16 protein-coding genes and 1 pseudogene are annotated in these 22,710 nt (G+C 71.1%); 9 read left to right on the top strand and 8 right to left on the bottom strand.

Annotated features, from left to right (window positions below; genetic code table 11):
* Positions 1-14 precede the first annotated feature (14 nt).
* Positions 15-776 (bottom strand): DUF4253 domain-containing protein, encoded by a 762-nt coding sequence (locus tag OO60_RS15975; RefSeq protein WP_003085426.1) that lies wholly within the window; start codon positions 774-776, stop codon positions 15-17.
* Positions 777-1,118: 342 nt separating this feature from the next.
* Here OO60_RS15975 and OO60_RS15970 point away from each other — a divergent pair, with 342 nt between their 5' ends.
* Positions 1,119-1,301, top strand: a complete 183-nt coding sequence (locus tag OO60_RS15970; RefSeq protein WP_033261587.1) for a hypothetical protein — start codon at positions 1,119-1,121, stop codon at positions 1,299-1,301.
* Between the two features lie 16 nt (positions 1,302-1,317).
* On the opposite strand, the gene OO60_RS15965 is transcribed toward OO60_RS15970, so the two are convergent.
* Positions 1,318-2,964 (bottom strand): DNA repair helicase XPB, encoded by a 1,647-nt coding sequence (locus OO60_RS15965; protein WP_003085422.1) that lies wholly within the window; start codon positions 2,962-2,964, stop codon positions 1,318-1,320.
* A gap of 88 nt (positions 2,965-3,052) precedes the next feature.
* On the opposite strand from OO60_RS15965, the gene OO60_RS15960 reads away from it, so the two are divergent.
* Positions 3,053-3,658: an LppU/SCO3897 family protein gene (locus OO60_RS15960; protein ID WP_003085420.1), complete on the top strand. Its 606-nt coding sequence runs from the start codon at positions 3,053-3,055 to the stop codon at positions 3,656-3,658.
* On the opposite strand, the gene OO60_RS15955 is transcribed toward OO60_RS15960, so the two are convergent.
* Positions 3,655-5,040, bottom strand: a complete 1,386-nt coding sequence (locus OO60_RS15955) for an FAD-dependent oxidoreductase (RefSeq protein ID WP_003085417.1) — start codon at positions 5,038-5,040, stop codon at positions 3,655-3,657. The two genes, OO60_RS15960 and OO60_RS15955, sit on opposite strands and share 4 nt — an antisense overlap.
* Positions 5,041-5,098: 58 nt before the next feature.
* On the bottom strand, positions 5,099-6,064 hold the full coding sequence (locus OO60_RS15950; RefSeq protein WP_003085414.1) for an ABC transporter substrate-binding protein: 966 nt from the start codon (positions 6,062-6,064) through the stop codon (positions 5,099-5,101).
* A gap of 186 nt (positions 6,065-6,250) precedes the next feature.
* On the opposite strand from OO60_RS15950, the gene OO60_RS15945 reads away from it, so the two are divergent.
* The 5 genes and pseudogenes from OO60_RS15945 (at position 6,251) to mdlC (ending at position 14,793) form a co-directional block, all read left to right on the top strand.
* Complete coding sequence (locus OO60_RS15945) at positions 6,251-8,962, top strand: sensor histidine kinase (protein ID WP_003085411.1); 2,712 nt, start codon at positions 6,251-6,253, stop codon at positions 8,960-8,962.
* Between the two features lie 13 nt (positions 8,963-8,975).
* Entirely contained in the window at positions 8,976-9,653 is a 678-nt protein-coding gene (locus tag OO60_RS15940; RefSeq protein ID WP_003085409.1) for a copper homeostasis protein CutC, read from the top strand.
* 437 nt (positions 9,654-10,090) lie between these two features.
* A pseudogene (locus OO60_RS15930) lies at positions 10,091-11,299 on the top strand (NsdA family TPR-like regulatory protein); the annotation flags it as partial.
* A 158-nt stretch (positions 11,300-11,457) separates the two neighbouring features.
* Positions 11,458-13,107, top strand: coding sequence for a S53 family peptidase (locus OO60_RS15925; RefSeq protein WP_003085400.1), 1,650 nt, complete (start codon positions 11,458-11,460; stop codon positions 13,105-13,107).
* Positions 13,108-13,206: 99 nt separating this feature from the next.
* Positions 13,207-14,793: a benzoylformate decarboxylase gene (gene mdlC / locus OO60_RS15920; protein WP_003085398.1), complete on the top strand. Its 1,587-nt coding sequence runs from the start codon at positions 13,207-13,209 to the stop codon at positions 14,791-14,793.
* Between the two features lie 65 nt (positions 14,794-14,858).
* Here mdlC and OO60_RS15915 read toward each other — a convergent pair whose 3' ends face one another.
* The 4 genes from OO60_RS15915 to OO60_RS15900 are packed head-to-tail and all read right to left on the bottom strand — an operon-like array spanning position 14,859 to position 18,357.
* Complete coding sequence (locus tag OO60_RS15915) at positions 14,859-15,725, bottom strand: ABC transporter ATP-binding protein (RefSeq protein WP_033261585.1); 867 nt, start codon at positions 15,723-15,725, stop codon at positions 14,859-14,861.
* Positions 15,726-15,747: 22 nt separating this feature from the next.
* Positions 15,748-16,581, bottom strand: a complete 834-nt coding sequence (locus OO60_RS15910; RefSeq protein WP_003085390.1) for an ABC transporter permease — start codon at positions 16,579-16,581, stop codon at positions 15,748-15,750.
* Positions 16,578-17,348 carry an ABC transporter permease gene (locus OO60_RS15905; RefSeq protein WP_003085386.1) on the bottom strand — a complete coding sequence of 257 codons (771 nt, stop codon included), beginning with the start codon at positions 17,346-17,348 and terminating at the stop codon, positions 16,578-16,580. The genes OO60_RS15910 and OO60_RS15905 overlap by 4 nt, the downstream gene beginning before the upstream one ends.
* Before the next feature lies 1 nt (position 17,349).
* The gene (locus OO60_RS15900; RefSeq protein WP_003085383.1) at positions 17,350-18,357 is read right to left on the bottom strand and encodes an ABC transporter substrate-binding protein; all 1,008 of its coding nucleotides are present in this window, start codon (positions 18,355-18,357) and stop codon (positions 17,350-17,352) included.
* Between the two features lie 712 nt (positions 18,358-19,069).
* On the opposite strand from OO60_RS15900, the gene OO60_RS15895 reads away from it, so the two are divergent.
* Together OO60_RS15895 and OO60_RS15890 are read left to right on the top strand one after the other, a co-directional pair.
* Positions 19,070-22,222, top strand: coding sequence for a sensor histidine kinase (locus tag OO60_RS15895; protein ID WP_003085380.1), 3,153 nt, complete (start codon positions 19,070-19,072; stop codon positions 22,220-22,222).
* A gap of 20 nt (positions 22,223-22,242) precedes the next feature.
* Positions 22,243-22,704 carry a roadblock/LC7 domain-containing protein gene (locus OO60_RS15890; RefSeq protein WP_003085376.1) on the top strand — a complete coding sequence of 154 codons (462 nt, stop codon included), beginning with the start codon at positions 22,243-22,245 and terminating at the stop codon, positions 22,702-22,704.
* Positions 22,705-22,710 lie beyond the last annotated feature (6 nt).

Raw genomic sequence — 22,710 nt, 5'->3', positions numbered from 1 at the left:
GCGCCCCACCCTCCTCACGCCCAGGAAAACCGCCAATGCCGTGACTGGACCAGACCCGATGCGTACTCCCGCAGGTTCCCCGGCTGCCCCGCGAACGTCGGCAAGCAAAATGCCCGGTGCTCCGCCGCCACCGTCAATGCCCGGGCCTGATTCCGCGGTGGTGCTGCCACCGACAGCTCGATCGCGTCGAACCCCAGCACCACCAGCGTTGCCCCGAAACGGTCCTCCCAGCTCCTCAGCACCGCTGACAGCTCCGCCACCTGGTCCGTGCACTTGATCATCCCCGTCCAGCCCAGCAGGGCCGGGATGTCCGCCGGGCGCTCGGTCTGGACCAGGCCCAGGCGGTGGGGTGCGCGGTTGGCCAGGATCGAACCCGTGTTGCCCGCCTCCGCCAGTGGGTCCGAGCGGCGCGGGCTGCGCTTTGCCAGCCCCGGGAACCTGGCGCCGAACGGCCTCAGGCAGGCGCCGTCGCAGCAGGAACCGTCCCACCAGCGGGACAGGGCTCCCGCCGGGTCCGCCGTCGGCACTCGGTGGCCCGCCGGGGCCAGGCGGCCCCGGTCGTCGATCCAGTCCTCGCCGTTCGCCGCGAAACGCTGGTCGTGGGGGATCAGCACCGGCCACAGGCCCGATCGCTCGAACTCGGCCACGCAGCCCAGGTAGCGCTCAGGCCTGGTCAGCGGCAGGTCGGACACCCACAGCCGGCCGTGCCACGAGCCCGGTGGCAGGGTCTGGACCGGCGGTGCTGGCGTGCCCGGGCGGAGCGGTGCGATCGTCATGGACGTCCCCTCGAACTTGTGTTCGGCTGGTGCATGTCGAACAGTAGTTCGAGGGTCTGACAATTTCCAGCGTTCCAGCCGCTCATCCGTTCGAGTGAATCCATAAAACCGCAGGTCAGAGCGCTGCGTGAAAGAAAAGTGGCGGAAGTTGCTCCTGTGACGATCCGCTGGGCCGAAGGGGTGGTCCCGTCAACGCGGTCCGGGGGTCGCCAGCCCCCGAGCTGAACCGGCTGGCTGCCGACGGCCTGACCGAGCGGGGAGGGCGCCCGCGGCAAGCGCACCTACCTGATCATCGGCAGCGGCCGTGCCGAGCTGCGGCACTGGCTGTTCCACCCGCCCGACGTGGTGGTGGTCCGGAACGAGATGGTGCTGCGCCTGTTCCTCTTGTCCACTTTGGACGCCGAGGGCGCCGACGACGCCGGACCGCTGTCCTTCGGCCGGCTGGTCGCCGAGTTCGGTGTCGTCTCGATGCAGGCGCTGAACGACTGGGCGGAGTCCGCGCTGGACCGCATCGAAAGCGAATAGCCCCCCGGAAAGCGGCTCAGAGCGGGCGGAGCAGGTCGTCCGCGTCGACGATGTGGTACGCGTACCCCTGCTCCGCGAGGAACCGCTGCCGGTGCGCCGCGTACTCCGTGTCGACCGTGTCGCGCGAGACGATCGAGTAGAAGTGCGCCTGCCGGCCGTCGCCCTTCGGGCGCAGCAACCTGCCCAGCCGCTGGGCCTCCTCCTGCCGCGACCCGAACGTGCCCGAGATCTGGATCGCCACCGACGCCTCCGGCAGGTCGATCGAGAAGTTCGCCACCTTCGACACCACGAGCGTCCGGATCTCGCCGCGGCGGAACTTGTCGAACAGCTCCTCGCGCTCCTTGTTGCGGGTCGCGCCCTGGATCACCGGGGCGTCGAGCTCGTCGCCCAGCATCTCCAGCTGGTCGAGGTACGCGCCGATCACCAGGGTCGGCTCGCCCGCGTGGCGCTCCACGATCGACTTGATCACCGGTGTCTTCGTCATCGCCGTCGCGGCCAGCTTGTACCGCTCGTCGGCCTCGGCCGTCGCGTACTCGAGCCGCTCCGCGTCGGTCAGCGTGACGCGGACCTCGGTGCACTCCGCCGGCGCGATCCAGCCCTGCGCCTCGATGTCGCGCCACGGGACGTCGTAGCGCTTCGGCCCGATCAGCGAGAAGACGTCACCTTCGCGGCCGTCCTCGCGGACCAGCGTCGCGGTCAGGCCGAGCCGCCGCCGGGACTGCAGGTCCGCCGTCATCCGGAACACCGGTGCCGGCAGCAGGTGGACCTCGTCGTACACGACCAGGCCCCAGTCGCGGGAGTCGAACAGCTCCAGGTGCTTGTACTCGCCCTTGGTCTTGCGCGTGATCACCTGGTAGGTGGCGATGGTGACCGGCCGGATCTCCTTCTTCTCCCCGGAGTACTCGCCGATCTCCTCCTCGGTCAGCGACGTGCGCGCGATCAGCTCGCGCTTCCACTGCCGCCCGGCGACCGTGTTCGTCACCAGGATCAGCGTCGTGGCCTCCGCCTTGGCCATCGCCGCCGCGCCGACCATCGTCTTGCCCGCCCCGCAGGGCAGCACGACGACGCCCGAGCCGCCCGCCCAGAACGCCTCCGCGGCCTGGCGCTGGTAGTCGCGCAGCTGCCAGTCCGTCTCGTCCAGCGCGATCGGGTGCGCCTCGCCGTCGACGTACCCGGCGAGGTCCTCGGCCGGCCAGCCGACCTTCAGCAGCGCCTGCTTCAGCCGCCCGCGCTCCGACGGGTGCACGATGACCGTGTCCTCGTCGATCCGGGCGCCGAGCATCGGGCTGATCTTCTTGTTGCGGACGACCTCGGTCAGCACGGCGCGGTCGGTGGTCGACATCACCAGCCCGTGCGCCGGGTGGTTGGCGATCTGCAGCCGCCCGAACCGGCCCATCACGTCGACGACGTCGATCAGCAGCGGCTGCGGCACCGGGAAGCGCGAGTACGTCGTCAGCGCGTCGACGACCTGCTCGGCGTCGTGGCCCGCGGCGCGCGCGTTCCACAAGGCCAGGGGCGTGATCCGGTAGGTGTGCACGTGCTCCGGCGCCCGTTCCAGCTCGGCGAACGGCGCGATCGCGATGCGCGCGTCATCGGCCTGGGGGTGGTCGACCTCCAGGAGCACGGTCTTGTCGGACTGGACGATCAGCGGGCCATCAGTCACAACTACTGTTATACGTGCCTCGCTCCGGCCCGCTCCCGTCGCGGGTCCGCCGGTGGCCGAGGTGCCGAGGGGATCACTGGGAGGCACGTTGACCACACCACCGTTCGACGACAACCCGTTCCGGTCGCCGGACCACGCGATGGCGCCGCCGCCGGTGCCGGGGCAGCGGCCGATCCCGCACTGGTTCACGGTGAAGGTGCGGATCACGCTGGTCGCGTGCGTCGTCGCGGCGCTGGGCCTGGGGTCGCTCGGCGCGCTGGGTGTCTACACGGCCGTCCGCAGCGGGCCGCCCTCCGACGGCGACTGCCTGTACCTGACCCGCGAAGGCGGCGGCAAGCTCGCCTACCACCGCGTCGGCTGCACCGCGAACAACGCGACGTACAAGGTCGAGAACCAGTACCGCGGGGCCATCTCCTGCGCCTCCGGCGACTACGTGCGGTTCCGGCTCGGTTCCGGCACCCGCGACACGCTCTGCCTGGCCCTCAACGTCAAGGCCGGCGACTGCCTGCGCGACGTCGACGACGAGAGCGCGATCGGCAAGGTCTCCTGCGCCGACCCGGCGGCGCAGGAGCGCGTCGAAGTCCTCTCCGGCTTCGGCCGCGACGACAAGTGCGAGGGCGCCGACAAGGTGTTCAGCTACGCCGGGCCGCCGTCGCGCACGGTCTGCCTGATCAAGGCGGGCGAGAACATCTAGCCGAACCACCTGGTCAGCTCGGCCGGGTCGACGGCGTACCCGTCCGGCCGGACGAGCAGGAGCCGTCCGCGGTACTCGGCGTCGGCGGTGGCCGCGCGCACGACGTCGACCTGGCCGGTGAACCCGGGCGGCGTAGCGTGGTCGCCGAGGTCGAGCAGCAGCCCGCGGCCGCCGTGCAGCAACGCCGAGAGCCGCGTGGGCCCGGCCGCCGTCGTCAGGTCCAGGTCGGGGACGCGGTGCGCGCCGGGGTAGGCCAGGCCGAGGCCGGACAGCAGGCCGCTGAAGTAGCGGTTCGCGTCGGGCAGCCGCATGAGGTCGACGACGATCTCGCGCAGCGCCTCGACGTTCTCGCTGCGCCCGGGCGCGGTGAACACGCGCTGCGCCGCCGTGTGCCGCAGCACGCGTTCGGCAGCCGGGTGGCGTTCGGCGTGGTAGGTGTCCAGCAGCCCGGCCGGCGCGGTGCCGCGGACCGTCGCGGCCAGCTTCCAGCCGAGGTTCATCGCGTCCTGGACGCCGAGGTTGAGCCCCTGCCCGCCGAGCGGCGGGTGGATGTGCGCGGCGTCGCCGGCGAACAGGACCCGGCCGTGCCGGTACTGCGCCAGCTGCCGCGTTGCGTCGTTGAACCGCGAAGCGCCGTACACCTCGCCCAGGCGCGTCTCGGCGCCGTACAGCGCCGTCAGCGCTTCGGTCACTTCGGTGTCCGACACGGGTGCGTCGCGCCCCGGCTGGTCCGCCGTGGTCCCGAAGACGAACCGGTGGCCGCCGTCGTCGAGCGGCGTGAGCATCGACCAGTAGCCCTCGACCTGCCGGGTGACCTGGCTGAAGTGCGTGGCGCGGGCCGGGACCAGCTCGGACGCGGCGGCGAGCCGGATGTGCGCGAGCGTGGCGACGTAGGTTTCGGTGCGGCCGGGGAACGGCACGCCGAGCCGCCGCCGCACGGTGCTGTGCGCGCCGTCGCAGGCCACCAGCCAGCGCGCCCGGAGCCCGTCGACCGTGACGCTGTCCGCGTCGACGTCGACCGACGTCACCTCGTGCCCCCGCCGCAGCACGGCCCCCTGCTCCACCGCGTGCGCGGCCAGCACCGCCTCGACGTCGTCCTGGGTCCGGTTGAGCACGCGCGGGTGGCGCGTCCGCCAGACGCCGTGGTCGAGCGGCACGGGCAACCCGGCGAAGTGCCCGCTCGGCCCGTCGATCACCTGCTCGGCCGGGCCCAGGCCGCGCAGGTCCAGCAGTTCGGCGGTCCGGGGCTGCAGCCCGACCGGCCGCGGCAGCCCCGGCCCGGTCCGGCGGTCGAGCACGGTCACGGAAACCCCGGCCAGCGCGAGTTCGGCGGCCAGCATCAGCCCCGTGGGGCCGGCTCCGGCGATCAGAACATCGGTCATCGTGCACTCCTCAAGTAGACTGAGTGCAAAAGTAGACCAGGTGTAGATTTGGCGGTAGCTAATATCCCGTTTTGCCGGGGAGCAGGCCCTGGACGTCGAGCCGGTTGGCCAGCAGGCCGGAGTTGTGCATCAGGTCGGCGACGCGCTGCAGCCGGATGCCGTTGAGCGACGCCGGGTACGAGCCGAGCGAGATCAGCGCGGCCGTCGTCGTGTCGATGTCGGAGAACTTCGGCAGTGCGTCGCGCACGACCGCCGGGTCCGTCGCGTTCTCCTGGGCCGCGCCGAGTGCGGTGCGGAACGCCGCGAGCGTCCGGGGGTTGGCTTGCGCGAACGGCTTGGCCGCCGCGTAGCCGGACAGCGGGAAGTCGAGCGTCGAGCCGCGGGCGCCGTCGGCGAGGATGTGCGCGCCGAGGTCCTTCTCGGCGCGGGTGATGTACGGCTCGATCATCAGCGCGGCGTCGGCGTCGCCGGCCTGCAGCGCCTGCGGCATCCGGTCGAACGGCACCGCCTGGAACTTGATCTTGTTCTCGTCGACGCCCGCGGTGCCCAGCACCGACCGCGCGACGAGCGAGCCGACGTCGTCGAGCATGTTCACCGCGATCTTGGGCGCCCGCTTCGCCGTCGGCACGGTGTAGTCCGAGTCGGGCAGCGTGACCAGGGCCATCGTGTTCGGGCCGGAGGTGTAGGCCTCGCCCTGCAGCTGCAACGCCGCCCCGCCGGCCGCGGCGCGGAACATCGCGATGTCGGAGGCGAAGGTGACGTCGAGGTCGCCGGCGGTCAGCTTCGCGAGGCCGTCGTCGGCGCCGAGCTCGACGAGCCGCACGGTCAGCCCCGCGGACCCGAACTTCCCGGCCGCGACGGCGATCCGCAGCGGGGCCGTGTCGATGGCGTTGCCCACACCGACGCGCAGGGTGGTCCGTTCCGGCGGTGCCGGGGCGGTGGCGGCGCCGGAAGAGAACACGCTGCAGCCCGCGGTCGCCAGCAGCGCCGCTACCAGCGGAATCGTCCGTCCGCGTCTGTTCATGACCCTTCACCTACCGCGAGAATCTGGTTCTCGTGCTGGATCGTATGGTCCGCGCCCCATACGATCGCGGGCAGGGCCGTATCGTGCCAGCGCGGCTTTCGGATCTCCATGGGGCGGGCTACCGTTCAGTAGGTTCGAGTGTCGTTCGATCCGCGGGTTCCCGCTCGCGGCGGAAAAGGAAACCAGGTGACCCGTCGCGACCAGCGTCCCCGCAAGGGCGGCGACGCGGCGGATCCGCGTCCGGCGGGTGGCCGCTGGCGGCTGCGGAACTGGCGTCTCGGCACGAAGCTCTTCGCCGTCCTCCTCATCCCGGCACTGGCCGTGATCGCGCTCGTCGGCCTGCGGATCAGTTCCGATCTGAGAGACGCCCGGCAGCTCGCCGAGTTCGCCACGCGGGGCCGCGTCGACAGCACGGTTGCCGAAGCGTTGCACGAGCTGCAGCGCGAGCGCGACCTCACCGTCCGGTTCGTCGCGCAGAACCGGCAGGGCGACACCGCGGACCTCACCGCCCAGCGCACCCGCGTCGACCAGGCCATCGGCGCCTTCGAGCGGACGCTGGCCGAGAGCAGGCCGCGGCTCGACGCGAAAGCCGCGGAAAGCCTGCAGCAGACCGACGACCGGCTGCGCGTGCTCGGTGGCCTGCGGTTTTCCGCGGAGCATTCGGCGTTCCCGGCCGACGCCGTGCTGCGCTCCTACAGCGAGCTGATCTCCGGCCTGCTCGACATCAGCGACTCCGCCGCCGCCGACGTCTCCGACCCGGAGCTGGCGCGGATGCGGCTGGCGGGCAACGCGCTGGCCCGGATCAAGGACCAGATGTCGGTCAAGCGCGCGGTGATGGCCGAAGCGCTCGCCGAGGGCACGCTCAACCGCGACCGCACGCGCGCGCTGCTCGGCGCCGAAGCCGAGCTGGCCGCCGCGCGCAGCGACTACCGCACCTTCGCCACGCCCGACCAGCAGCGGATGTTCGACGACACGGTGATCGGCCTGGTCGTCGACATCGGCAACGACATGGTCGAATCCGCGCTCACCCGCACCGAAAACGGCCAGAACCTCGCGGGCCTCGACCCGAACCAGTGGGACACCTCGGCGACCCACACGGTGAACCTCGCCCACCAGGTGCAGCAGGCGCTGCTGGTCCAGTTGCAGGAACGCACGGACGCACTGGCGGCGCAGGCTCGCACGGCGGCGCTGTGGGACGGCGGTGTGGTGCTCGGCGTCCTGCTCGTCGCGGGCGTGCTGTCGGTGGTGATCGCGCGCTCCCTGTTGCGGCCCTTGCGGATCCTGCGCCGGACGGCGCTGGAGGTCGCCGAGCACCGGCTGCCGGCGGCCGTGCAGAACCTGCTCACCGACCCCGAACCCGCGCCGGAGAACCTGCGGAAACGGCTGGCCGTCGCGCCCGTGCCGGTGTTCACCCGCGAAGAGGTCGGCCAGGTGGCGCGCGCGTTCGACGCCGTGCACGGCGAGGCCGTCCGGCTCGCCGGCGAACAGGCGATGCTGCGCGAGAACGTCAACGCGATGTTCGTCAACCTCTCGCAGCGCAGCCAGGACCTGGTCGAACGCCAGCTTTCGGTGCTCGACCGGATGGAGGCCGACGAGCAGGACCCGGACACCCTCGCCGGGTTGTTCGAACTCGACCACCTCGCGACGCGGATGCGGCGCAACAGCGAAAACCTGCTGGTCCTGTCCGGCCACGATTCGGCGCGAGAGGACGCCGGCTCGGTCGCCGCCGACGAGATCATCGGCGCGGCGCTGTCGGAGGTCGAGCACTACCAGCGCATCGAACTCGGCCCGGCGCCGCAGGTCGCGGTCCGCGGCGAGGCCGTCAACGACCTCGTGCACGTCGTATCGGAGCTGCTGGAGAACGCGACGCGCTACTCCGGCGACGAGACGGTCACCGTGGCCAGCGCCGAAACCCACGACGGCGACTGGCAGATCGAGATCATCGACCACGGCGCCGGCATGCCCCAGGCCGAGATCGACCGCACCAACGAGCGGCTGGCGCACCCGCCGGATGTCGACGTCGAGGTCTCGCGCCGGATGGGCCTGTTCGTCGTCGCGACGCTGGCCACGCGCCACCGCATCGACGTCAGCCTCAGCGCGGGCGCGGAATCCGGGCTCGTCGCGACCGTGCTGGTGCCCGCCCGGCTGATCGTCGAGCTGCCGCCGGTGCCCGCGCCGCCCCCGCCCGCCGAGCCGCCCGTGACCCCGGAACCCGAGCTGCTGGCGCCGCTCGCGCCCTTGACGCCGCCGGAGCCCGAACCCGAGCCGGAGCCGGAGGAGCTGACGCCGCCGTCGATCGAAGCCGGCCCGCTCCGCCGCGCGCCGGTGGTCGCTCGCGACCACGCGCCGGAGTGGCCGACCGTCGACGCCGAGGCCCACCTGGACCTCGACGCCCCGACCGAGCGGATGCCCGCCTACCGCGACGTCCTGTCCCGCTGGTTCGACGCCGCCGCCGCGCCCGAGCAACCGCGGAAACCGGCGGAGCCGCGCCCGGTCGCCGAGCAGCCGCGCCCGGAGGAGCCCCAGCCGCGGCACGCGCTCGCCCCGCTGCCGCCGGTTCCGGCTCCCGGGCCGCCGCCCCCACCGCCTGCGCCGCCTGTCGCGCCCGATTTCGACGACGAAGACACCGAACCGCGGCTGACGCCGGTCGCTCCGCCGCCCGCGGTCGAGCCTTCGTACGAATGGCCCACCCCGGCCGAGCTGGAGCAGGAGGACGGCGCGGAGGACACCTGGCCGTTCCTGCAGCCGCTGGATTCCGCGGCGAGCCCGGGAGCGGTGCCGGCGCAGCGGCCGATACTCTCTCTTTCCCCGGAAGCGGTGCGCGAGCGGATGACGAGCCTTCAAGGCGGCTTCCGGCGAGGGCGGCATGCGAGGGGAGACGACACCCGGAACCAGTGAAACGGATTGAGGCATGAGCTCGAAGACGCCCCTGCTGGAAGTGATCGCGCTGGACGCGGCGGACGCCGAAGGCGCGCAGGCGGGCGGGGCCGACCGCCTCGAACTGGTTGCGGACATGGCGCAGGACGGACTGACGCCGTCGGTGGAGACCCTGCGTGACGTGCTGTCGGCGACCGACCTCCCGGTGCGGGTCATGCTGCGGGACAACGGTTCCTTCGCCGTCGGCGACCTCGAAGGGCTGCGCGCGGACACCGCCCGGCTGATCGACGCCGGTGCGCGGGAGTTCGTCTTCGGCTTCCTCAACGTCGACAGCGAGATCGACCTCGACGCCTGCGAGGCGCTGATCAAGGAGGTCGGCGACCTGCCCTGGACGTTCCACCGCGCCATCGACCGCACGCGCGACCCGGTCCGCGCGTACGACCAGCTGGCGTCGCTGGGGTGCGACACCGTGCTCGCCGCCGGCCACCCCAACGGCGTGGCCAGCGGGCTTTCCGTGCTGCAGCGGCTCGCGCAGCGCGAGAGCGGGCCGGAACTGCTGGTGGGCGGCGGCTTGCGGGCCCAGCAGGTCCACCTCTTGCGCGCGGGCGGGGTGCGCGGGTTCCATGTGGGGAGCGCGGTGCGGCCGGGTGGCTGGCAGGCGCCGGTCGACGCCGCCACCGTGCGCACCTGGGTCGAGCTCGTCAAATCCTGAACAACTTCGCAAATCTGACGTGGCATCGGCGGCGTAAAACGATTTCCGCCGATGTTTTCCACGTTCGCGGCACGGCGCATCCGGCGCGGTGAAATTGCATCCGTCCGGTGCAGAGTCACGGCCGGAACTGCGCGTGCGGCTGCACAGGCGGTTCGTGGGAATGACCTGGTTGGTGGCTGATTTCGGGGTGACCGGCTGGCTACGGTGGTCCCGCATTTCGTGATCCGGGCGATCCACAGCAATCGATCTGCAGTGCAGGAGTGTCGCCGTGTGCGCGCGTATTCAGTTCGAGAACTCGTTGCGAGGACAACAGGAAGCCAGGAGCTCGGCCATCCGGCGGATTTCTCTCGCCTGGGAGCGGCTGATTCCTCGCGGGTGCCGTCCGAGCGTCTCCGCGGCAAGCCGGAAGGTGGAATCGTGACCGGCACGATACCGCGTCAACGCGGAACCGAAACCTCCGAAGACGAATTCGCGAAACTGGGGCTCGGCGGCTCCTTGGCCCTCACCGGGCTGCTGGCCGTCGTCAAGATCGCGGAAACCGCCACGGGCGTGGTGCTGACCGCCACCGGGGTACTGCCCGGTGCCAGTCCCTCGAAGGAGCGGGCTCCGGCCTGGCCCGGCGGGGAATGAGCGGGGCTGCCCGATCGGCAGCTCTCTACGGACGGAGGGCTGCCATGACGGGCAGTGGAGGACGGGACGAACGGCAGGGCACGCGGGTGGGCCTGGCCGACGTGCGCCGGCTCGAAGACGTCGTCGCCGAGCTGCGGGCGCTGGACTACCGCTACGGCGGTGGCTCGTGCCGGGTGGCCGTGGAGTCGAGGCTGGCCGCCGCCGTGGCCCTGCTGGACGGCGTGACGAAGGCCGTGGTCCAGGCGCGGCTCTACACGGCCGTCGCCGACCTGTACAACCTGGCCGGCTGGACGAACTTCGACCAGGACCGCCCGGCCGCCGCGCTGGAGGCGTTCGCGCGGGCGCTCGAGCTGGCCGTCGAGGCCGGGAACGACGACCTGCAGGCCAACATCCGGTACCGCGTCGGACGGCTGCACCTGCACTACGGCGCCGTCGACGCGGCGCTGGTGGAGTTCGCGCGGGGCCGGGAGGCGGCGTTGCTGGCGCACTCCAAGCTCGCCCAGGCGATCCTGTCGGCCAACCAGGCGTGGGCGCACGCCAAGAAGGCCGACGTCACCGGGGCGCTGACCTACCTGCGCCGCGCCCGCGAGGAGTTCGCCGAGGCGGCGGGGCGCGAGCCGTCGCCGTGGGCCGCGTTCTTCGGGCCGACGGACATGGCGGCGATGATCGGGACGGTGCACGGGGAACTGGCCCAGATGGTCGACATCCGCCACGGCCGTGACGGCATCCCCGCCCTCATGGCGGCGATCGAGGGGTACCCGCGCGGCATGACGCGCAGCCGCTCGCTGACGCTGATCTGGCTGGCCACCGTGCACGCGCTGGACGGTGACCTCGACGTCGCCGCCACCGTCGGCGAGGAGGCGGTCGAGCTGGCCGCCGCGCTGCGGTCGCCGCGGGTGCGGCAGCGGCTGCACCCGCTTTCGGCGGCCGCCGGCCGGTTTTCCGGCAATGCGGACGCACAGGAGATCGTGGACCGCATCGACGATCTCCGGCATTCGCCGAGGATAATCGAATGATCATGCAAAGGTAAAAGGTTCGAAAAATGAAAATGGGATCCGCTGAAGCTCAGACAAAAGTAGGTTCCTCGGCGTGATCACGTCTTCTTATGCTTCTCGGCACCCTGCGGCGAACATTCCGCGCAGGGCCGGTCCCCACCGCCGAGAGGAAATCCCCCATGCGCTTGCGCAAGCTCGTCGCGGCCGCCGTGCCGCTGCCTGCGTTGCTCGGCCTCGCCGTGGCCGTCCCGGCCGCCGCCGCGCCGGAACCGCTGGTCACGCTGGCCGACAACGTCGCGCCGCTGGTCAACAGCGACCGCACCGGCGACGTCGCGGCCGACCGGCCGATCACCGCGGCGCTGTCGCTGAAACTGCACAACCAGCAGGCGCTGGAAAAGTTCCTCGCCGACGTGCAGAACCCCGCTTCGCCGCAATACCACCACTTCCTGACCCCGGCGCAGTTCAATGCCGAGTTCGGCCCGACGCAGGCCGATGTCGACAAGGCCGTCTCATTCCTCGGGAAAGCGGGCGCCACCGGGATCGAGGTTTCCGGAAACCGCCAGTCGGTCACGTTCACCGGCTCGGCGGCGCGGCTCGAATCGGCGTTCCGCACCCGGATCGGGACCTACCACGACAAGGTCTCCGGCCGGGACTTCTTCGCCAACGACGCCGCGCCGGCCGTGCCCGCGAGCGTGTCGGACGTGGTGGGCAACGTCGTCGGCCTCGACGACCACGCGGTCCGCACGCACGCGTCGAAGCCGCTCGCCCAGCCGAACGTCGTCAAGTCCGTGACGCCGCCGGTGCTCAAGACCGCCTACGGCACCAGCGGCCTGTCGGCGACCGGCCGCGGCGTGAACGTCGGCTTCGTGGAGTTCGACGGCTACCAGAAGTCCAACATCACCAAGTACGACAGCACGTACAGCCTGTCGGCGGGTTCGGTGACGACGGTCGGCGTCAGCGGCGCGAACTACGACTCCTCGCCGGGCGACGGCCAGATCGAGGTCGAGCTCGACATCGAGGTGGTCCACGCCTTGGCGGCGGCGGCCAACGACTACGTCTACGAGGCCCCGAACTCGAGCGCGGGCGAGCTGGCGATGTACCAGAAGATCGCGTCGGACGCGACGGTCGACGTCGTCTCGATCTCTTGGGGCGCTTGCGAAGCGGCCGAAGGTTCGAGCGCGGCGAAGAGCGTCAGCAGCGCGATCGCGACCGGCACGGCGGAGGGCATTTCCTACTTCGCGGCGGCGGGCGACGACGGCACGACCGACTGCTACCGCCAGACGGGTTCGGCGGCGCGCGGGGTGGACTTCCCGGCGTCGAGCCCGAACGTGACGGGCGTGGGCGGCACGAAGCTGACGGTGACGTCGGCCAACGGCTACAGCAGCGAGACGACGTGGAACGACGGCAGCAGCGGCGGCTCGACGGGCGGCGGGATCTCGACGGTCTTCACGGCGCCTTCGTGGCAGTCGTCGCAGAGCACGACGTACCGCAAGGTGCCGGACGTCTCGGCGGACGCGTCGCCGACGTCGGGCTACTACATCTACAGCGCGGGCAGCTGGGGAACGGTCGGCGGCACCTCGGGCGCGGCCCCGCTGTGGGCAGCCTTCGCGACGCTGCAGAACCAGGTGCACGGCGGCGCGCTGGGCAACCTGAACCCGAAGTTCTACTCGATCGGGAACGGGTCGTCGTACGGAACGGGCTTCCACGACGTGACGACGGGCAACAACACCCTGCACGGGACGACCGGGTTCAGCGCCGGGACGGGCTATGACCAGGTCACGGGCTGGGGTTCGTTCAAGGGAAGCGGGCTGTCCGGCCTGATCGGCTGAGTGCTGCGGACCGGGGCCGTCGCGAGTTCGCGACGGCCCCGGTCCGGTTCGGCCGCTTGGGGGGCTTTCCTTCGCGAGGCTAAGCGTTAGCCTGTCGGCATGATCAAACGCACGGTGCTGGACGCCACCCGCGAACTCCTCCGCGAACTCGGCCTCACCACGGTGTTCGGCAACCCCGGCACCACCGAGGTGCCGTTCCTCACCGACTGGCCCGACGACTTCGACTACGTACTGGGCCTGCAGGAATCCGCCGTCGTCGCGATGGCCGACGCCTACGCCCAGGCCACGCGGCGGGCCGTGCTGGTCAACCTGCACTCCGCCGGCGGCGTCGGACACGGGCTTGGGAGCCTCTTCACCGCCTACCGGAACCGGACGCCGATGATCGTCGTCGCCGGGCAGCAGATCCGGTCGCTCATCCCGCACGAGCCCTTCCTCGGGGCCATGGAGGCGCCCGAATTCCCCAAGCCGTACGTGAAGTGGTCCGTCGAGCCCGCGTCCGCCGAGGACGTCCCGGCCGCGCTCGCCCGCGCTTACCACGTGGCGACGCAGGGGCCGCCCGGGCCGGTTTTCGTTTCCGTGCCGGCCGATGACTGGTCCGCCACCACCGAACGGCCCATCGTCTCGCGGCCGCGGATCCGCGGCTTCGCGCCCGATCCCGAGGCCGTCGACGAGCTCAACGCCGCCCTGGAAGCCGCCGAGCGGCCGGCGATCGTCGTCGGGGGTGCCGTCGACCAGGACGGGGCCGTCGTGGAAACCGTTGCGCTCGCCGAACGGCTCAACGCCGCCGTCTGGGTCGCGCCGATGTCCTACCGGTGCTCGTTCCCCGAAGACCACCCGCTGTTCCAAGGGTTCCTGGACCCCGAACGCGGTGCCGTCGCCGACGCGCTCGCGCGGCACGACCTCGTCCTCGTGCTCGGTGCGCCCGCCTTCACCTACCACGTCGACCGCGGACGCGGGGAAACCCCGCTGCCGCCGCTGTTCATCGTCAGCGACGACGAGCAGGTCCTCGCCCGCGCCTTCGAAGGCACCGGCATCCGCGCCACGCCGAAGCTGGGCGTCCGCGCGCTGCTCAACGTCGTCGAGCGCAGCACCCGGCCCGCGCCGGAACCGCGGAAGCGTCCCGCGAAGCCCAGCGTCGACAAGCTGACCGGCGAGCTCGTCTACTCGACGCTCGCAGACCTGTTGCCGGACAACGCCGTCGTCGTCGAGGAGGCGCCCAGCCACCGCGGGGTCCTGCACGACCACCTGCCGATCACCGCCACCGACACCGGGTTCCTGACGATGGCCAGCGGCACGCTCGGCTACGGCATCCCCGGCGTGGTCGGCGCCGCGCTCGCCCGGCCGGACCGCAAGGTCGTCGGCGTCATCGGCGACGGCTCGAGCATGTACGGCATTCAGGCGCTCTGGACGGCGGCGCGCCAGGAGCTGCCGGTCACGTTCGTCATCCTGGACAACTCCGAGTACGCGGCGGTCCGCATCCTCGGCGACGCGATCGGCGGCGAAAAGCTGCCGGGCACGGAACTGGGCGGCATCGGCTTCGCCGCACTGGCGGAGAGCATGGGCTGCCACGGCGTGACGATCACCGAGCCCGCCGACCTGGCCCCCGGCCTCACCAAGGCCCTGGCCGACCCCCGGCCGACGCTCGTCCACGTCCGCGTCGTGGCCTCAACACGTCCCCTCTACTGACGGCTCGTGAGTGGTAAGGCGAGTTCTAACTCGCCTTACCACTCACGACAAGCTGCGGCAGGGGGCTAGCTGCGGGTTTCGGCGGTGTCCGGGGTGATGTCCGAGGCCCGCTCGGCGAGGTCCCACTCGGCGGCGTCGGACGCGGCCGTGGCGGCCTCCTCCGGGCTGTCACCGTGCAGCAGCCGGGCCACTTCGCCGCGCAGCGTCACGAACTCCGCCGACTCGCGCGTGGTGATCTGGTCCCGCTCGGCGGGCAGCCCGACCGGCAGGTCCGCCACGATCGACGCCGGCGACTTCGACAGCACCAGCACCCGGTCGGACAGGTAGACGCTCTCGTCGATGTCGTGCGTGACCACCAGGATCGTGCTGCCCTGCTCGCGCTGCACGCGCCGGGTGAGGTCCTCCAGCTCGAACCGCGTCTGGGCGTCGACCGAGGCGAACGGCTCGTCCATCAGCAGCAGCGCCGGGCGGCTGGCCAGCGCGCGGGCGATCGACACCCGCTGCTGCATGCCGCCGGACAGCTGCCACGGGTACTTGCCGCCGACGCCGGACAGGCCGACCTGTTCGAGGGCTTCCGCGGCCCGCGACCGCCGTTCCGCACGCGAAACCGGCCGCCACCGCAACGGGAACTCGACGTTCTTCTGCACCGAAAGCCACGGGAACAGCGAACGGCTGTAGTCCTGGAACACGACGGCGAGGTCGTCCGGCACGCCGTTGACGCGGTCGCCGTGCAGGCTCACCGTGCCCTCGGTCGACGGGGTCAGCCCGGCGATGCAGCGCAGCAGCGTCGACTTCCCGCACCCGGACGGCCCGACGATGCTGGCCAGCTGCCCGGCCTCGACGGTGAACGTCAGGTCCTGCACCGCGGTGTGCGCCTTCGCGCCGCGGCCGTACGTGTGGCTGAGGCCGGAGACTTCGAGCATGGTTGACATGGGGGAGAGGCCTTTCGGAGCGTCAGTCACGGCCGAGACGGGTGGGCTGCCAGGCCAGTACCCGCCGTTCCGCCGCCAGGAAGATCGTGTTGAAGACGTAGCCGAGGATCCCGAGCAGCACCAGCCACGACCACATGACCGGGAAGTCGAAGTCCTGCTGGGCGTTCAGCAGCGACCGGCCGATGCCGAAGTTGGCGCCGACCAGTTCGGACACGACCATCAGCAGCAGCGCGATCGACAGGCTCACCCGCATCCCGGCGAAGATCTTCGGCGCCGCCGCCGGCAGCACCACCATGCCGACCCAGTACCGCTTGGGCGTGCGGAACGAGCGGGCCGTCTCCACCTTCACCTGGTCGACCGAGCGGACGCCGTCGACGGCGTTGAGCAGCACCGGCCACACCGCGCCGAAGATGATCGACCCGGTCTGCATCCCCGCGCTCAGCCCGAACAGCACCACGAACACCGGGATCAGCGTCGGCGGCGGGATCGAGCGGAAGAACGCGAACAGCGGGCCGACGTAGTCCATCGCCGTGTCCGACCGGCCGAGCAGCACGCCGAGGAGGATGCCGACGACGGCGGCCAGCGCCCACCCGCCGAGCGTCCGGCCGAGGCTGGGGAACACGTTGTCGAACACCGCGTCGGTGAGGAACAGGTGCGACGCGGGCCCGCTGAACCACAGCTTCGCCGCGGCCGGCGCGATCTCGGTCGGTGGCGGGAAGTACTTGCTGCCGCCGGCCCGGGCGGCGAACTCCCAGCCGACCACCAGGATCGCGAACAGCAGCCAGTTGCGGACGACGGTGGCGGCGCCGCGCGCGGCCCGCCTGCCGACCCGGCCCGTGAGGGTCGCCGCGGTCATCCGATCGCCTCCCGGTCCACCGTGCTCCAGCGGAACAACCGCCTGCCGAGCTGGTCGAGTCCCTCGTTGATCAGGTAGCCCAGCAGGCCCGCGACCACCGTACCGGCGAGCACCAGGTCGAACCGGACCGAACCGGTGCTGGCGACCAGGACGAAGTTGCCCAGCCCGACCTCGGAACCGGCCAGGAACTCGACGCTGACGACGGCGATCAGGGAGATGGTCGCCGACAGCCGAACGCCGGTGAAGACGAACGGCGCGGTCTGCGGCAGCGCGACCGACGACAGGATGCGGAACCGGCTGGTCCCGCACGCGCGGGCGGTCTCCATCAGCACCGGGTCGATCTCGCCCATGCCGTAGATCGTGTTGAACATGATCGGCCACAGCGAGGCGTACACGGCGAGAGTGATCTTCGCCTCGGGTCCGGAGCCGATCACCAGCAGCACGAGGGGGATCAACGCGGTGACCGGGATCGGCCGGAGGAACTCCACGATCGCGGAGGTGGCCGAGCGCAGCGCCGGGACGCTGCCCAGCAGCAGCCCGGCGGGGACACCGACGGCGATCGCGATCGCGATGGCGATCAGCCAGGCCAGCATGGTGGCGACGACGTCGCGGAGGAACTCGGGGTCGCCCAGCAGGTCCCAGACGGTGACCAGGACCACGCTCGGCGGCGGGGTGAACGTCTTACTGACCAGGCCGATCTGGACGACGACCTCCCAGAGCAGGAGGAAGCCGACCAGACCGGCCAGGCCGCGGAGCAGTTTCTTCACGTCAGCTGGTCGCCTGCGGGGCGATCATCGGCGCCGCGTCGACCTTGCTGGTGATGACGCCCATCTGCAGCAGCAGGTCGGGCACGCGCTGGAGACGCCGGGCGTCCAGGGTGGAGCCGTACCCGGGCAGGGTGAGCAGCTTCGCCGTGTCCTCGTCGATCTTCGCGTACTTGACCAGCAGCGGCTCGACCTTCGACCGGTCGTTGATCGCGTCGGCGGTCGCCTTCTTCATCGCGCGCTGGAAGGCCGCGAGGGTCTTCGGGTTCGCCTGCACCCACTTGGTCGTCGAGCCGTAGCCGGTCAGGGGGAAGTCCTGGCTGGCACCGGTGTTGATGTCGACGACCGGCGTCGCGCCGACGGTCTTCGCCGCCTGCGAGAGCATCGGCTCCGGCATGTAGGCCGCGTCGACCTGGTTGTCCTTCAGCGCCGCCGCCATGTTCGGCAGCGGGACCAGCGTCCACTGGACCGTGCTGAAGTCGACGCCGTGGTCCTTCATGACCGACTTGGTCAGGATGTCGGACGCGGTGTTCTTGGCGGTGATCGCGATCCGCTTGCCGGCCAGGTCGTTGACCGTCTTCACGTTCGAGGTCGGCACCGTGACGATGGCGTTGCTCTTCGCGTTCACCGACGTGCCGTCGGCGACGAGCTGGATGTCGGCGGCGTCCTTGCTCTTGGCGACGAAGAACGGCGTGTACGTCGAGAGGGCGATGTCCGCCTCGCCGTTCATCGCCTTCTGCATCGACTCCTGGCCGCTCTTGGCGACGATCTGCTCGACCTCGAGGCCCTCGGCCTTGAAGTAGCCGCCGTCCTGGGCCAGCCAGAAGGGGGCCAGGTCCGTGGTCGGCATGATGGAGACCTTGATCTTCGACTTCTCCAGGCCGCCCCCGTTCGACGAGGCGTTCGAGCTGTCCGAGCCGAGCGCACTGCAGCCGGTGAGGGCCGTGGCGGCTGCGACGGTGAGGGCGAGCCCGAGCGCGGCGCGGCGAGTGCGAACCCGGCCACTGCTCATGGCGTTTCCAAGCAAGGCCTGCTCCTTGAAGAAAGTGACGGTTGGGGAACCGATTCCGGTGGGAGTGCGTGACTCATTCTCGGAACCACGCGGGCCACTGTAGAGAACGTGACAGCTTGCTCACAATGGGTGGAATCACTACCGGATAGAGTGGCGCACGTCACTCTCGTGGCCTCTGGTCTAGACCCACTGCTCCACTCGCCGTAGCGGTTCACCCAGCGTAGGGGGCAGGTTCTGAATGTGCGATGACCAGCTGTGTGTCGACTGAGCGAACGCTGTGCAACATCCAGCGGGTCGAGTCGGGAGGGTTACATCTTGCCCGGGCGTTCGCTACCCTCTGCACCTGCGGGGAGGTAACAACCTCCGATGTAGTGAGAGAGAGTGCCTGGATGGCCGAGCCAACCCACCTTCGGTGTACCAGCACAGGCTGTGCTTTTCCTGAGAGAAACCTTCCCGCACTGGCCACTGCCCGGCCGGCCACAGCCGCCGCGCCGGTGGGCTAGGCCGGACCAACAGACGATGCAAGACCAGCCCAGGGACCCGACCGTGATGCTCGAGCTGAACCGATTCCGTCCGGCCGGACGGGGTTCAGGAACCCCCGTCGAAGACGATCTTTTCACCCGTACGGGTAGCGTCTCGCGCTGGGCTCCTTCCGATCGGCCGCAGCCCCGGAGCGCCGGGAGCGTGCAGACGAGTGACTGAGGAGAACGCGATGCGCCCTGGCGGGCGCTGGACCGACCAGGGCTTCACGAGCACGAACGATGATGGTGGTGCGGCGGTGCCGAACGAAGACACCGCGGGGGTGGGAGGGGCCCCTGCGCAGTCAACCGGTGAGAGTCCGGGCAAGAAGGCCGGGTTCTTCTCCGGCATGCGCGACTGGCGGCTGCGCTCCAAGCTGGCCGCCGTCCTGATCATCCCGACCCTGACCGCGCTGGCGCTGGGGGCGCTGCGCGTGGTCGACGACGCCCGGCAGGCGGCCGAGTTCCAGCGCACCGCCGACCAGGTCGCGTTCGCCGTCAAGGTCACCACGGTGGTGCACGAGCTGCAGAACGAGCGGTCCCTCGCGGTCGCCCGGATCGCGTCGAGCAACCAGCTGCTGCAGACCGGCCTCGACGCGCAGATCGCCAAGGTCGACCGCGAGGTATCGGACCTGCGCAACGCGGCGGGCAGCCTCAAGTACGACGACCAGGCGACCAAGGACCGCTACACGCGCGGTCTCCAGCGCCTCGACGCCCTGCGCCCGCTGCGGGCCGCGTTCAACGCCCAGAACGGCCTCCCCGACATCACGGTGCTGACGGCCTACTCGGGCATCCTCGACTCGCTCATCGAGCTCGGCCGCGAGGTGACCACCGCGGTCACCGACCGGGACGTGCTCCGCCTCGGCACCAGCACGCAGGCGATCAGCGAGGCCAAGGAGTTCACCACCCGCGCCGACGCCCAGCTGCAGATCGCGGCGTTCCGCGGCAGCTTCCCCGGCGACCTCCTGGACCAGACGCACGCGTCGGCGTCCAGCGCGGACGCCTCCGTCGCCGCGTTCCTCGCGAACGCCGACGACGACCAGCGGCAGCTCTACAACGACACCTACTCCGGCCCGGAGGTCGACGACCGCCGCCGGATCCAGACCAACGCGTTCTCGCTGGCCCAGCAGAACGACCCGCCGAGCATCGACACCACCGCGCTCGGCAAGGACAGCACCGTGTCGGCCGACAAGCTGCACGCGGTCGAGTCGAACCTGCTGGCCCAGCTGAAGACCCGCGCCGACGACCTCGCCACGGCGGCGGTCAACTCGGCCTGGCTCGGCGGTGCCGGCGTGCTCGCCGCGCTGGCCGCCGCGATCGCGCTGATGCTCGTGGTCGCCCGCCTGATGCTGCGCCCGCTGCGGGTGCTGCGGAAGAGCGCGCTGGACGTCGCCTACACCCGGCTGCCGGAAACCGTGCAGGCGATCCTCGACGACCCGGACCCGGTCGGCGCCTCCAAGAAGGCCGTCCAGCCGGTGCCCGTCACCTCCCGCGACGAGATCGGCGAGGTCGCGCGGTCGTTCGACATCGTCCACGAACAGGCCGTCAAGATGGCCGCCGAGCAGGCCCTCCTGCGCGAGAACGTCAACGGCATCTTCGTGAACCTGTCCCGCCGGTCGCAGCGGCTGGTGGAACGCCAGCTCGGCGTCATCGACCGCCTGGAAGCCGACGAGCAGGACCCGGACCACTTGGCCAGCCTGTTCGAGCTGGACCACCTCGCGACCCGGCTGCGGCGCAACGGTGAGTCCCTGCTGGTGCTCTCCGGCGCCGGCCTGGCCAAGTCGGTGCCCAAGCCGGTGCCCGCCGCCGACGTCATCGGCGCCGCGGTGTCGGAGATCGAGCAGTACGCCCGGATCGAGGTCGGCATCGTGCCCGACGTCGCGGTCCAGGGCCTGGCGATCCACGACCTCGTGCACGTCCTCGCCGAGCTGCTCGACAACGCGACCTACTTCTCCGAGCCGGAGACGAAGGTCATCGTCCGTGCCGTGGTGACCCGCCGCAAGGCGCTCGCCATCCAGGTCACCGACCACGGTGTCGGGATGAGCGAGGAACGCCTGGCCGAGGTCAACGCCCGCCTGGCCGACCCGCCGGACCTGGACGTGTCGGTGACCCGGCGAATGGGTCTGTACGTGGTCTCGCGGCTGGCCAAGCGCCACGGCATCGAGGTCCGGCTGCGCGAGAACGAGGACATCGAAGGCGGCGTGATCGCCAGGGTCGTCGTCCCGGCCGAGCTGCTGACCCAGCTCCGCCCGGGCATGCAGCGGCAGACGCCACCGCCGGCGAACCGCTCCGAGACGTCGATGTCGCTGCCGAGCATCCCGATCCCGGCCGCCCGCTCCGACTTCGACCAGACGCAGACGTTCGCGCAGACACCGCCGCCGCCTTCGGCACCGCCACCGCCGGCCCCGCCGGTGCACGAGCCGGTGCCGAACCAGGGCGGCCTGGTGCCGCTCGACCAGCCGATCAGCCTGGACGACCTGGTCAGCGGCGGCCGCGCGGCAGGCCCGTTCCTGTCGCCGGAGCTGCCGAAGCCGGAGACGCCGGCCTGGCCGACCGCCGAGGACCTGGCGCCGCTGACGCCGTCGTCGAACGGCGACGGGGCCAGCTCGCGGGCCGGTGACACGCAGTTCGCGCCGCTGGTGCTGCCCAAGCGGGAGCCGAAGTTCGTCCCGCCGGAGGAGCCGCCACCGCCACCGCCGGCGCCCGTCACCGAGGTCGGTTCGTCGGCCCTCGAAGACGACGTACCCACCCGGCGGTTGCCGATCTACCAGTCGGTGCTGTCACGCTGGTTCAGTGAAGGCGACGACTCGGCGGCCGACCCGGCGGCACCGCAGGGCGAGGGCGACGACCCGAACCTGCCGCCGCTCACCGGCTCCGACGAGCCGCGAGTACCGGCCGCGTCGGTCGCACCGGTCGCCGACGCACCCCGGGACGAGCTCCAGCCGACCGCCGCGACCCGGCACCCGCTCCTCCCGCCGGACGACGGCTGGCACAGCGCCTCCGACGACGGCTGGCAGGCGGCGCAGTCGCTGCTGGAGTCCAAGAACGAGGAGATCACCCCGGCCGGGTTGCCCAAGCGCGTCCCGAACGCCTACCTGGTGCCGGGCTCGATCAGCAGTCCCTCGGTCGACGCTCCGCCGCAGAACAGCTTCGCGGACAACACCGCGGGCATGCCCGGAACGGGTGCGATCACCCGCTCGGCGTCCGCGGCGCGGAGCCGGATGGCAAGCTTCCAGCGGGGCTACACCTCGGGACGGCATGCGTTGAAGGAACTCCCGGGCGAAGAACAGCTGGAAAGCAGCAGGGTTCCGGGGCGTGGCAACACCACAGACAGCAGTGAGGAGTGAAAGTGACACGGGCGGGTGCAATGCAGCCGGGTGGCTCCGCGCAGCCGAACGGCCAGGCGCATGCCAAGGCGAACAATGCCGGCAGCTTCGCTTGGCTGATCACGGATTTCGTGCACCGGGTGCCCGGCGCGGCCCACGCGGTCGTGGTGTCGGCCGACGGCCTGCTCCTGGCGGCTTCGCGTGGCCTGCCGAAGGACCGGGCCGACCAGCTGGCGGCGGTGGCGTCGGGGCTGACCAGCCTCGCGCGCGGTGCGGCCAAGGTGTTCGAAGGCGGCACGGTGGCGCAGACCGTGGTCGAGATGGCCAACGGTTTCCTCTTCCTCATGTCGGTTTCCGACGGTTCGTGCCTGGCGGTCCTGGGGTCGCCGGAGAGTGACATCGGCCTGGTCGTCTACGAGATGACCCTGCTGGTGGAGCGGGTCGGCCAGCAGCTGACTCCGGAGATGCGGGCGCAGCTGCAGGGTGCGGCCGTCCGCCGCTGAGGACCT

It is taken from the genome of Amycolatopsis vancoresmycina (genome assembly GCF_000716785.1).
Taxonomy (GTDB): Bacteria; Actinomycetota; Actinomycetes; order Mycobacteriales; family Pseudonocardiaceae; genus Amycolatopsis; species Amycolatopsis vancoresmycina.
Note: the sequence above shows the minus strand (reverse complement) of the source record. Positions and strands in the feature narration are given on the sequence as shown.